Source organism: Hamadaea tsunoensis DSM 44101 (genome assembly GCF_000428945.1).
Taxonomy (GTDB): domain Bacteria; phylum Actinomycetota; class Actinomycetes; order Mycobacteriales; family Micromonosporaceae; genus Hamadaea; species Hamadaea tsunoensis.
This window is the reverse complement of the sequence record NZ_AUAX01000025.1, coordinates 1-11,863: the sequence shown is the minus strand read 5'-3', so window position 1 is coordinate 11,863 and position 11,863 is coordinate 1. Positions and strand designations below refer to the sequence as shown.

General features: G+C 69.8%; 12 protein-coding genes. 6 read left to right on the top strand and 6 right to left on the bottom strand.

Features of this window, described 5'->3' with window-relative positions; all coding sequences use genetic code 11:
• The first annotated feature begins 52 nt into the window (after positions 1–52).
• The 3 genes from G401_RS0129885 to G401_RS0129875 all read left to right on the top strand — a co-directional run bounded on the left by G401_RS0129885 (position 53) and on the right by G401_RS0129875 (position 2,098).
• A complete protein-coding gene (locus G401_RS0129885) occupies positions 53–1,006 on the top strand; it encodes a helix-turn-helix domain-containing protein (protein ID WP_027345376.1) in 954 nt (317 codons plus the stop codon).
• A gap of 153 nt (positions 1,007–1,159) precedes the next feature.
• On the top strand, positions 1,160–1,468 hold the full coding sequence (locus G401_RS0129880; RefSeq protein ID WP_027345375.1) for a hypothetical protein: 309 nt from the start codon (positions 1,160–1,162) through the stop codon (positions 1,466–1,468).
• Between the two features lie 24 nt (positions 1,469–1,492).
• A complete protein-coding gene (locus G401_RS0129875; protein ID WP_027345374.1) occupies positions 1,493–2,098 on the top strand; it encodes an HAD family hydrolase in 606 nt (201 codons plus the stop codon).
• An 88-nt stretch (positions 2,099–2,186) separates the two neighbouring features.
• Here G401_RS0129875 and G401_RS49375 read toward each other — a convergent pair whose 3' ends face one another.
• Genes G401_RS49375 through G401_RS0129860 form a run of 3 tightly spaced genes read right to left on the bottom strand, consistent with a single transcriptional unit; the run spans position 2,187 to position 4,562 of the window.
• Entirely contained in the window at positions 2,187–3,386 is a 1,200-nt protein-coding gene (locus tag G401_RS49375) for a low temperature requirement protein A (protein WP_051367346.1), read from the bottom strand.
• Between the two features lie 20 nt (positions 3,387–3,406).
• The gene (locus tag G401_RS0129865) at positions 3,407–3,811 is read right to left on the bottom strand and encodes a hypothetical protein (RefSeq protein ID WP_051367345.1); all 405 of its coding nucleotides are present in this window, start codon (positions 3,809–3,811) and stop codon (positions 3,407–3,409) included.
• A gap of 1 nt (position 3,812) precedes the next feature.
• Positions 3,813–4,562, bottom strand: a complete 750-nt coding sequence (locus G401_RS0129860) for a TerC family protein (protein WP_027345372.1) — start codon at positions 4,560–4,562, stop codon at positions 3,813–3,815.
• A gap of 158 nt (positions 4,563–4,720) precedes the next feature.
• Here G401_RS0129860 and G401_RS0129855 point away from each other — a divergent pair, with 158 nt between their 5' ends.
• Together G401_RS0129855 and G401_RS0129850 are read left to right on the top strand one after the other, a co-directional pair.
• Entirely contained in the window at positions 4,721–4,903 is a 183-nt protein-coding gene (locus tag G401_RS0129855) for a hypothetical protein (RefSeq protein ID WP_027345371.1), read from the top strand.
• Positions 4,904–4,952: 49 nt separating this feature from the next.
• Positions 4,953–5,486 (top strand): methylated-DNA--[protein]-cysteine S-methyltransferase, encoded by a 534-nt coding sequence (locus G401_RS0129850; protein WP_027345370.1) that lies wholly within the window; start codon positions 4,953–4,955, stop codon positions 5,484–5,486.
• Positions 5,487–5,537: 51 nt separating this feature from the next.
• On the opposite strand, the gene G401_RS49370 is transcribed toward G401_RS0129850, so the two are convergent.
• The 3 genes from G401_RS49370 to G401_RS0129835 are packed head-to-tail and all read right to left on the bottom strand — an operon-like array spanning position 5,538 to position 8,694.
• Positions 5,538–6,758: a sugar ABC transporter permease gene (locus G401_RS49370; RefSeq protein ID WP_084557772.1), complete on the bottom strand. Its 1,221-nt coding sequence runs from the start codon at positions 6,756–6,758 to the stop codon at positions 5,538–5,540.
• Positions 6,755–7,567 carry an ATP-binding cassette domain-containing protein gene (locus G401_RS0129840; RefSeq protein WP_027345369.1) on the bottom strand — a complete coding sequence of 271 codons (813 nt, stop codon included), beginning with the start codon at positions 7,565–7,567 and terminating at the stop codon, positions 6,755–6,757. The genes G401_RS49370 and G401_RS0129840 overlap by 4 nt, the downstream gene beginning before the upstream one ends.
• A complete protein-coding gene (locus G401_RS0129835) occupies positions 7,564–8,694 on the bottom strand; it encodes a sugar ABC transporter substrate-binding protein (RefSeq protein ID WP_027345368.1) in 1,131 nt (376 codons plus the stop codon). The genes G401_RS0129840 and G401_RS0129835 overlap by 4 nt, the downstream gene beginning before the upstream one ends.
• A gap of 215 nt (positions 8,695–8,909) precedes the next feature.
• On the opposite strand from G401_RS0129835, the gene G401_RS0129830 reads away from it, so the two are divergent.
• Entirely contained in the window at positions 8,910–11,279 is a 2,370-nt protein-coding gene (locus G401_RS0129830) for a SpoIIE family protein phosphatase (protein ID WP_027345367.1), read from the top strand.
• The last annotated feature ends 584 nt before the right edge of the window (positions 11,280–11,863 follow it).

Genomic DNA, 11,863 nt, shown 5'->3' with positions numbered 1-11,863 from the left:
AGATCAGCTGGCCCATTGCTGCCGGTGGCACTTCTAGGCCAAGATCTCCGGCATGCCGGACCAGCCCGAACTGACCGCCGCCGGGGTCGATCCCTTCGACGAGCGGGTCTACCGCGCCCTGCTCACGACGCCCTCGGCCGCCCCCGCCGACCTGGCCGCGGACCTCGGCCACTCCCCCGACCGCGTCGCCCGCTCGCTCGACCGCCTGCGCGAGCACGGTCTCGTCGGGCGCCTCGCCGGTGTACGCCGTCGCTACGCGGCCATCGAGCCGCAGGCGGCCGTGACGGCGCTGGTCCGGACGCGTACGGCCGAGCTGGATCAGGTGCAGGCCGCGGCCGCGCGGCTGTCGGCGGTCTTCGCGTCGGCCCACGACACCGGCCGGGACCAGATCGAACTCGTCTCCGGCAGCGAGGCGCTGGGCCGCTGGTTCGTACGCCTGCAGCAGGAGGCCGAGCACGAGATCATCACCCTCGACCGCCCGCCGTACGCGCTCACGACCTCCAATCCGGTCGAGCAGACGGCGATGACGCGCGGTATCCAGTACCGGGCGATCTACGCGCCCGAGGCGCTGGAATGGCCCGGTGTGCTCGGCGACATCCGGGAACTGGTACGGCACGGGGAGCAGGCGCGCGTACTGCCGGGGTTGCGGATCAAGCTGGCGATCTCGGATCGGCGGCTGGCCCTGATGCCGCTGTCGCTGGACCTGACCGGCGTACGCGCCGCGGTCATCCGCCCCTCGACGCTCCTCGACGGGCTGGTCGACTTCTGGGAGATGTGCTGGAAGCAGGCGCTGCCGCTGGACGCGCCGGCCGCCGAGGAACTGTCCGAAGAGGACAGGACGTTACTGGCGCTGCTCGTCGGCGGGCTGAAGGACGAGGCGATCGCCCGCCAGCTCGGCTGGTCCGTCCGCACCATGCGGCGCCGGATGAGCCGGCTGCACGAGATGCTCGGGGCGGCCAACCGGTTCCAGGCCGGCGCCATCGCCGCCCGGCGCGGCTGGCTCTGACGGTCGCGGGGAAGTCGCCTGGTCGAGATGGGTGATCCGGTACGGAGGGCGGTACCTAGGCGTACGGAGCCCGTGAAGTTCCGTACTGGAACTGAGGTGGACGAGGCGGCGGAATTCCTACCGTGATGGCACACCACCGGGAGAGGAGCTCGAATGTCCCACTTCGCCGACGCCATCGCCCGCATGACCATCGACAAGGACTTCGCCCGCGACACCCGCCGGCAGCCCGAGAAGGTCGCCACCCTCTACGGCCTGACCGCCGAGGAAGCCCGCAAGCTGCGCGAACTCGCCGACGCCGCGGTCAGCGAACGCGTCGCCGCCCTGCGTACGCTGCTCGCCCAGCCCGCCGCCGTGCCCGTCGAGGGGCCGACGAACGGGCTGACCGGGCTGCCCACCCTCCTCACGATGCCGCTCACCCCGCTGCCGGCCGCCGGCGAAGGGTACGGCTCTCCTGCGGAGTGAGGCGTTGCCGCGTACGGTGTCCGCGTGACGATTCGCGCCGTGGTCTTCGACATCGGGGGCGTCCTGGAGATCACTCCGCCCCTCGGCACCGCAGCACGTTGGGAGCAGGCCTGGGGTCTGCCCGCCGGGGCGCTCGACGAGCGCCTCGGCCACCTCTGGCGGGCCGGCGAGGTCGGCGACATCACCTACAACGACGTGCTCGCCGGGATCGCCGACGCGTTCGGCAAGACACCGCAGCAGGTCGAGGCGTTCATGGCCGACGTGTGGACCGAGTACCTCGGCACGCCGAACACCGAGCTGATCGAGTACTTCGCCGGCCTGCGCGGGCGGTACAAGACCGGGATCATCAGCAACAGCTTCGTCGGCGCCCGGGAGCGCGAGGAAGAGATCTACAAGTTCCCGGAGATGACCGACGACATCGTCTACTCCCACGAGGTCGGCCTGACCAAGCCCGATCCCGGGATCTTCGAGCTGTCCTGCTACCGCCTCGGCGTACGCCCGGAGGAGGCGGTGTTCGTCGACGACGTCCCCGGCCACGTGACCGCCGCCCGCAACCTGGGCTGGCACGGCATCGTGCACGTGGACACGGCCCGGACCATCGCCGATCTGGAGATGCTGCTCGGCAGCTGAATCCAGGGCGGAGCTGTTTAGCGCGGGGGCCGTACGCCGTTCGCAAGGCGCGGCCCCCGCACCGGCCCCGCCGGACCTGTGAAGAATCCTATTCGATCACCTGGAGAGAACGTTTACGGACCCTCTCCAACGCGCCGACCTCGACCGCGGTGAGGACCGCCCAGGCGACCGCGGTGGCCGCCACGACCAGGGCCGGTAGCGCCACCCACAGGCTCAGGACCAGGCCGCCGACCGCGATGACCAGCTTGAGCGCGAGGAACATCCGCTGCGTCCGCAGCGGCACGCCGAGCTCTAGGCCGACCCCGTTCGAGACCGTCACGAAGCCCGCGATCAGCAGCGCCTGCGCGACACCGAACAGCGGCAGCGTCACCCGGTGGCCGTGTGCGGCGGCCTCGGCGGCCAGCTCGACGCCGACCCCGCTCGCCACGATCGCCACATAGACGATCAGGTGTCCGTAGCCGTAGAGGAAGCTGCGTACCTGCGCGGTGCGGCTCTGGCTGAGCACCCGCGAGATCGCCTCCTCGTCGAACGCCAGGAAGTAGATCCACCACATCGAGGCCGCGATCACGAAACCGCTCACCGCGACGGTCACCGCGCCCGGGCTCCACGACCCCTCGGTGATCCCGGTGACCGTGCTCCAGACCGCTTCACCCAGCACCACCAGCACGAACAACCCGAATCGCTCCGGCATGTGGGACACCTGCCGCGGCGCTTCGCGCATCTTCGCGTACGCGAGGGGGCCGGAGACCGTCGCGTTGGCCACCAGGGCGACGGCCCACACCGCGTACCGGCCCGGGACCGGGACGAGGATCGAGATCGCCCACAGGGCCGCGCCGATCCCGGATCCCGCCGTGTACCACCGGCAGAGTTCGGCTGCCCGTGGCTCCCGGGCGCCCGTCCACGCGTACATGACGGTGAGCAGGAGCAGGAGAACGGCGAAGATGGCGGCGAACCGCGCGGAGTGGGCCCTGATGTCGCCGTCGACGGTGACCGCGAGGATCGCGGCGCCGAGGGCCGCGACCAGCTGGGTCAGGCGTTGCAGCGGGCCGTCGTCGTCGAAGAGGTCGGCGAAGTAGGAGAAGCTGAGCCACAGCCACCAGACGGCGACGAACAGGCCCGCGAAGGCCAGGAAGCCGCGGACCGAGTGGTCGGTGTGCAGCAGCGCGCCGAGCCGGGCCACGGCGACGACGAAGACCAGGTCGCAGAAGAGTTCCAGCCAGGTCGCGCGGCGCAGGGGCTCCCAGTCGTGCAGCTTGGAGGCCCGCGGCGCGGTGGTCGTCTCGGTCACGCGCTCACATTAGGGCGTTCCTACGACACGATGCCGGCCGCGGTCTTGACCTTGGCGATGGCCGCCGCCTCCGTGTCCTTGACCCCTTCGGAGGCGCTCGCGACCTGGTCGCAGGCGGCCGCCAGCACCGACCGGTACGCGTCCACGTCCTGCGGCGCCTTGGCCTGCAGGATGCCGATCGCCTGCCCGACCTGGCCGAGCACGTTCGCCTCGACCTCCTGCATCGAGCCCTTCGGCATACCGGGCATGCCGCCGCCCTTGAACAGGCCCTGCAGGTCGGGCGGCGCGGCCGCGAGCGCCTTGGCGCCGGCCATGCTCTCCTTGAACATCGCGAAGAACCCGGGATCGGACGCCGAGACGAGCATCATCGCGCCGAAGGCGGCGTCGCGCAGCGTCTTGCGTTCCTCGTCGGTGTAATCGGTCACATCAGTCATCCTGCCCTTCGGGGCTCTCCCCCGTGACCCGTTCATGCAGTTCGACCGGCTTTGCCCGGCGTTTCGCGCGTACGCGCAGGTTGAGGATCTCGACCAGCAGCGAGAAGCCCATCGCGAAGTAGATGTAGCCCTTCGGGATCTTCAGGTGGAACCCGTCGAGCAGCAGTGTCAGGCCGATGAGCAGCAGGAACGACAGCGCGAGCATCTTGATGCTCGGATGGCGGTGCACGAACGCCGAGATCGGCCCGGACGCGACCAGCATGATGATCACCGAGACGACGATCGCCGCCGCCATCACCCAGACCTCGGAGACCATGCCGACGGCCGTGATGATCGAGTCCAGCGAGAAGACGACGTCGAGCAGCATGATCTGCACGAGGACGCCGCCGAACGTGACGCCGGTACGCCCGTTGGCGTGGCCCTCCTCGCCCTCCAGGCTGTCGTGGATCTCGTAGGTGCTCTTGGCCAGCAGGAACAGGCCGCCGAAGATGAGCACGAGATCCTGTCCGGAGAACTCGCGTCCCGCCACGGCGAACAGCGGCTCGGTGAGGCGTACGACCCAGGAGATCGCGCCCAGCAGGGCCAGCCTCGAGATCAGCGCCAGTCCGATGCCGAGCTTGCGGGCGCGGTCGCGCTGGTCGAGGGGCAGCTTCGCGGAGAGCACCGAGATGAAGACGATGTTGTCGATGCCGAGCACGATCTCCAGGGCGAGGAGCCCCAGAAAACCGATGATCAGCTCCATGTCGAGAATGTACCTTTTGATCCGCCAAGATCTGGTTTGGATCACGGTTTTCACCCGAATCTTGGGCCATGATTCGGGTGATTTCCCTGATCCAAACGGGATCTTGGCCGTGCGTCCGTTGGCGGGCGAACTCGAAGGACCCGTGCGAGCATGAGGGCATGGAATCCGAGCCTTGGTACTACTGCCTGAAGCACAATCGGGCCGAGCACGGCAAGGTCTGCCCCGGTGAGGACCGCCTCGGCCCGTTCCCGGACGAGGCCTCGGCCACCCGGGCGCTCCAGACGATCCGCGAACGCGAGGATCGCAAGGAAGCCGAGGATCGCGCCTGGTCGGGCGAGTGACCCCCGGACGGGATCGGTCATTGTCGGTGCCCCGGGGTACGGTCGCGGTATGTCTGGTGAGACCACCCGGCGGTTCGCCTGGTGCGAGGTGCCCACGCCCGTCGTCGATCTGACCCTGGCCACCTCGGACGAAGGCGTCGTCGCCGTGACCTTCGGCCGGCCCGGTCCGGCCCTGCGCGAGCTGAGCAAGCACGCGGCCGTCCAGCGCGGCGGGGCCGGCGACGAGCTGCTCACCGAGGCGGCCCGGCAGTTGACCGAATGGGGCGCCGGCGCCCGCAAGGAGTTCACCGTGCCGCTCGACTGGTCGCTGACCTCGGGTGTGCAGCGGACGGTGCTGCGGGTGCTGCACGACACCGTGCCCTACGGCGACAGCGTCAGCTACGGCGATCTCGCCGACCGGGCCGGCATCCCCGGCGGTGCCCGGCTCGTCGGGCAGATCATGGGCAGCAATCCGCTTCCGGTGATCGTCCCGTGCCACCGGGTGCTCGCGTCGGACGGGCTGGGCGGCTTCGGCGGGGGTGTCGAGACGAAACGCCGGATGCTGGTGCTGGAAGGCGTACTGACACCGTCGCTGTTCGACTGAGAACGCCGAAGGGGCGCCCCGGCCGGGACGCCCCTTCGCTGGTGTGACAGGTCAGCCGCGGCCGCTGGCACGCCGGCCCCGGCGCGAGACCGAGTCCAGGATGACCGCTGCCAGCAGGACCGCCGCCGTGATCATGTACCGGACGGACGAGTCCAGGTTGATCAGGAGCATGCCGGAGTTGATCGACCCGAGGACGATCGCACCGAGCAGCGCGCCCCAGGGACTGCCCCGGCCGCCGAAGAGGCTCACGCCGCCGATGACCGCGCCGGCGATCGCCATCAGCAGCACGTCGCTGCCGCCGGTGGTCTGCGTGGCCGAGAAGCCGCGCGCCACCAGGAGGACGCCGCCGAACGCCGCGAACGCGGAGCACAGCGTGAAGACGGAGATCTGGATCCAGCTGACGTTGATACCGGCCCGGCGGGCGGCCTCGATGTTGCCGCCGACCGCGAAGATGCTGCGGCCGTAACGCGTACGCCGCAGGACCAGGTCCAGGACCGCGACCAGGGCCACCAGGATGACCACGCCGATCGGTACGCCCTGCCACGCGTTCAGGACCGCGACCGAGACGACGACGATCGCGGCGAGGCCGATAATGCGTACCAGGTCGGAGACCAGGGACTGGGCGGGCAGTCCGGCCGACATCCTGCGGGCGCGGCCGAGCAGCACCGACGCGGCGTACAGCAGGACGACGATCGCCCCGATGATCCAGCCCATCGCCATGGTGAGCTTGTTGTTCATCAGGTCCGTGACGAACCCGGACGGCATGTTGATCGTGCCCTCGGTGCCCAGCAGGTAGAGCTGGAGGCCGAGCCAGCCGAGGTTGCCGGCCAGCGTCACCACGAACGCCGGTACGCCGAGCTTCGCGAAGATCGTGCCCTGGATGAAGCCGATGACCGCGCCGAGCAGGATGGCGGCGATCATCGCGGTGACGTCGGACCAGCCGTGCCGGACGGTGAGCACCGCCAGCGTGGCGGCGGACACGCCGGCGACCGAGCCGACCGACAGGTCGATCTCGCCGAGCAGCAGCACGAGCACGATGCCGACGCTGATGGTGCCGACGGCCGTGATCTGCAGGGCCAGGTTCGACAGGTTCTGGGCGGTCAGGAAGCGGTCGCTCAACGACTGGAAGACGATCCAGATGATGACCAGGCCGATGATGACCGGCCACGCGCCCAGCTCGCCACCGCGTACGCGGCGCTTGATGATCTCCCACGGCGAATGTGTGGCCTCTTCCGCGAGCGGGCCGGCGGCCGGCGTCGGTGTGGTGGTCATGCCTCGCCCTCCGCTTCGTCGACGTCGTCCGCAGCGCCCTCGGCGCGGGCCTTGCGGCGCGACACCGCGTTGTCGAGCGCGCCGGTGATGGCCTGCACGATCTCCTCCTGGCTGGTCTTGTCCGGGTCGAACTGGCCCGCGTTGCGCCCGAGGCGCAGCACCACGACCCGGTCCGCGACGGCCTTGACGTCGGCCAGGTTGTGGCTGATCAGGATCACGCCGAGACCGCGGTGCTTGAGCCGCTCGACGAGGTCGAGGACCTCCGCGGTCTGGGCGACGCCGAGGGCCGCGGTCGGCTCGTCCAGCAGCACGATCTTGGGCTCGCCGAGCAGCGAGCGGGAGATCGCGACCGACTGCCGCTGGCCACCCGACAGCCCCGCCACCGGTACGCGCACGCTCGGCAGGCGTACGGACAGGCTGGCGAGCAGCTCGCGGGACTTCTTCTCCATCGCGATCTCGTCGAGCACGATGCCGGACGTGGTCTCCTCGCGGCCGAGGAAGAGATTCGCGACCACGTCGAGGTTGTCGCAGAGCGCGAGGTCCTGGTAGACCGTCGCGATGCCGAGGGCGACCGCGTCGGCCGGCTTGCTCACGCCCACCGGTCGCCCCTGCCACCGGATCTCGCCGGCGTCGGCAGGACCGACACCGGCGATCACCTTGATGAGTGTGGACTTCCCGGCACCGTTGTCGCCGACGAGCGCGACCACTTCGCCGGGGTACACCTCCAGGGAGACGTCGGACAGAGCTTGCACCGCGCCATACCTTTTCGAGATGCCCGACAGAGCGAGCACCGGGCCGTCCGCGGTCATGAGATACCAGCCGCCTGGCACGCCGACGCGAACTGCGGAGTGCAGATCTGCGCGACGGTGTAGAAGCCGTCCTTGATCACGGTGTCCTTGATGTTGTCCTTCATCACGGCCACCGGGGTCAGCAGGACGGACGTGACGTCCACCGTGCCGTTGTTCTTCTTGACCGTCTCCTGGCCGGAGAAGGCCTTGCCGGTCGCGGCGGCGACCGCCATCTGGGCGGCCGTCTCGGCCTGCGGCTTGATCGCCTTGTAGACCGTCATGTACTGCTCACCGACGAGGATCCGCTGGATCGCGGCGAGCTCGGCGTCCTGACCGGTCACCGGCGGGTACGGCGCCGTGAAGCCGCCGCCCTTCAGGGCCGCGATCGCGCCGCCGGCCGTGCCGTCGTTGGCCGCGTACACGCCGATGATCTTGTCCTTGCCGAGGGCCGTGATGGCCTGCTCCATTTCCTGCTGGGCCTTGTCGGGCGACCAGTCAGGCGTGTCGTACTCCTTGCCGATGTTGACCTTGCCGTCGAGCACGGAGTGCGCGCCCGCCTTGAAGTCGGCGGCGTTCGGGTCGGTCGGCGAGCCGTTGATCATGACAATGTCGCCGCGCTTCGGGTCGGCGCCGTTCTTGCTCAGCGCGTCCAGCAGCGCCTGCCCCTGAACCTGGCCGACCTTCATGTTGTCGAAGGAGACGTAGTAGGAGATCGGGCCCTTGGCGAGCCGGTCGTACGCGACCACCGGCACGTTCTGGCTCTTGGCGTTGTTGACGATGCTCGCCGCGGCGGAGGCGTCGACGGCGTCCAGGATGAGTACCTTGGCTCCCTGGGTCAGCATCGCCTCTGCCTGGGACTGCTGCTTGGAGCTGTCCTGATCGGCGTTCTGGTAGAGCACCTCGCACTTCGGGCACAGCTCTTTGAGCTTGGACTCGATGTACGGCTTGTCGAAGGACTCATACCGCGCGGTCTTCGACTCGGGCAGAAGCAGACCGATCTTGAATCCGTTGTCGGTACTCTCACCGCCACCGGTCCCCGATGAGCTACCGCTGTTGTTGTTGTCGTTCGAACTGCTGCATGCGCCGGCGGCCAGCACGAGCGCCACGCCGCTCACGGCCAGCAGCCGTCGCCAGTGTGTGGTCATCATAGGGCGAGTTAATCGCATTTTGTCCGATAAAAGATTGATTTCAGGAAAAAGCGGCCCGTCGGCGGGCCGCGCGACCTGCCCATACGCTCATCACAGCCACCGTCACCCGTACGCGTGGGAGCGCTCATCCGCCGAAAGGCGCGTACCCGGGAAGCGGCCTATGATCGCGGGGGAACAACGTGAAGGGCGGTTCAGGCACACGTGACGGAGCGCAGGTGACGGAGAGTACGGCCGAGGACTGGGCCGCCCGGGTGCACCGGTTGGAGCAGGAAGTCGTCGGCATGCGCCGGGCCATGCGTACGCGCGGCCTCATCGAACAGGCCAAGGGGATCCTGGCCGAGCGCCTGCACGTCGACCCCGAGAAGGCGTTCGCGCAGCTCTCCGAGCGTTCCCAGAACACCAACACGCCGCTGGTCGACGTGGCCGCCGACATCATCAACACGATCTCGCCCGTGGACGGGCCGATCCCGCTCGCCCCGGCCCCGGCCGCACCGGCCCCGGTCGAGTCGCCCGAGTCCCTGGCCGACGAGCGGCAGCGGCCGCTGGCGGTGCTCACCGGCCTGGCCCAGCGCGGCAAGGTCAGCTGGCCGTTGCCGCGTACGCGGCTGCTCCGGCGGGGCATCGCGGCCATGAACGCGGCCGACGACGTGCCCGCGCTCGCCGCCGCCCTGCTCGGCGGGCTGTCCGCCGTCGAGGACACTCCGTCCGCGAGCGGCGCCGCCCTCTTCGCGACCGAGCCGAACGGCACGCTGCGGCTGCTGGGCGCGGCGGGCTGGTCCACCCAGCAGACGGCCGACGCGCGGCGCATCCCGTCGCTGATCGCCACCCCGATGAGCGAGGTCGCCCGCAGCGCCCATCCGGTACTGCTCGACGGGCTCGCCGAGCACGATCTCACCATCCTCGGTCCGGGGTCGGCCGTGGCCGCGTACCCGATCGTCACCGGGTCGCGGGTGGTCGGCGTACTGCTGTTCAGCTGGCCGGACCCGCGCGAATTCGGCCCGCTGGACCGCGACTACCTCGATCGGCTGGCGAAGGCCGCAGGGCGCGTGCTCAGTCGCGTGTGGACGATCGCCGTGGCCGGCTCCCCCGCCGCCCTCACCGGCGACCTGTCCTGGGTCAGCCGCGTCATCGAGGGCACCTTCGGCATGACCCAGCTGCTCGTCCCGATCCGCGACGCCAGCGGCACGGTCGTCGACTTCACCATCGGCGCCATGAGCCCGGCCGCGCTCGTCGACCACCCCCACGCCCTCGGCCGGCGCCTGCTCGACGTGTACCCCAGCCTCGTGACCAACGGCGTCTTCGAGGCGTACGCGCAGGCGCTCGCGTCCGGGCAGCCCTGGGAGCGCGGCGGCCAGCCCGAGCAGGTGGAGATCGCCGGGGTCTGGCAGCGGGTGGTGAAGACCCGGCGGGCCACCCCGATCGGCGGCGCGCTCATCTGCTCCTGGCAGCGCCTCGACGAGTACTCCCGGCTCGAACAGCAGGTCGTCGGCATGGAGCAGCTCGGCCGCTTCGGCTGGTGCGAGTGGGACTCCGCCACCAAGCGCATGTGGTGGTCCCCCGGCCTCTACGAACTGCTCGGCCGCGATCCGAAGAAGGGGCCGCTGTCGCGTACCGCCCTGGTCGAGGTGGCCGAACCGGAGTACCGGCCCGCCCTCGCCGACGCGCTGCGCCGGGCCGCCCACGGCGGGCAGAGCACCGTGGACGTCGACGTACGCCGCAGCAACGGCTCCCTGACCCGGCTGCGCATCCTCGCCGCGCCCGACACGTCGGCGGTCGAGGACGGCGATCGCGCTCCCGTCCGGCTGGTCGCCCAGGACATCTCCGACCTGCGGCTCCTCGACGACCAGCTCCGGCGTTCCCAGGCCCAGGCCTCCGCCCAGCGCGTACGCCTGGCCGCCGAACACGAGCTGACCCGCGAGCTGATGGACCTGGTCTACCCGGCGCGGTCGTTCGCGCAGAGCGTGCCCGGCCTGAAGGTGGTCGGCCGGCACTACGCCGCCGACACGGCCGGGCCGCTGCGCGGCGACTTCTGCGACGTGCACGTCCTGCCCGGCGACGACCTGCTCGTGGCGATCGGCGACATGTTCGGCTCGGGCATGACGGCGGCCGCCGGCGTCGCCCGCCTGCTGCCGGCACTACCCCCGCTCGGCATCGCCGGCCTGCCGCCCGAGGAGATCCTCACCATCCTCAACGCGGAACTCCACCGCACGCCGGAACCACCGCTCGCCAGCGTCGGACTGGCCCGGATCGATCACACCACCCGCATGATGACCTGGGCCCTCGCGGGACACCTGCCGCCCATCCTGGTCCGCAAGGGAGTCGCCACACCGCTCAAGGCGCCCGGCGGCCCGGTCCTCGGGCTCATCCCGGAGGCGCTGTTCACCAGCGGTTCGGCACAGCTGGAACCGGGCGACATGGTCGTCTTCTACACCGACGGCGTGCTGGACCGGCGAGCCGCCGATCCCGTCAAGAACCTGGGCAACCGGCTGGGGCGGCTGGTCCGGGCCGGGGAGCCGGAGTCGGTCTTCGAGCTGCCGACATCGGAGCGTACCGACGAGGCTTGCCTGGTGGCGGTCTCCCTCTAGATCATTCTTGTCCCGGGTTCGTCGATCTCACTTCCGCTCCTCCCGCGGGAGACCGTTCCGCCCCTATCGCTCCGCTCCGGGGCCTCCACTGCCAGGTTTCCGGGGCGACGCATCATCCACCGTCGCCCGGTCACCGTTCACCCCCAACCCCCACCCGGCCTTTGTCCCGACTGTCCGACTTGCGTCCGTCGCGGTCGACGATCGTCAGGATCGGGGCCGCCGTCCGACCTGGCTGGTCCTGGCTTTGTCGCGACTGTCCGATATGGGTGCTGGGGCGGCGGTCGGTGGGGTGATCGTTTACGGCTGTGGTGTGGAAACGGCCACCCGATGCATGATCGTTTACGGTTCTGGAGCGCGCTGACCGGGTTCTGTTACACCTGACGCGTCATTGATCATGCAGATCGGGCCGGATTTACACCTCGGCCGTAAACGATCAAGGAATCAGCGCACTGCGCCCATCTGACGGAAGATCGTTCCCGCATCACGGGCAACGGCCGGGGACAGGACGGCGTGGACGTGATCCACAGCGGCTGAGATGTCAAAACGCACCCCATCTCCAAGATCCACAACGGTCGGGATGCAGG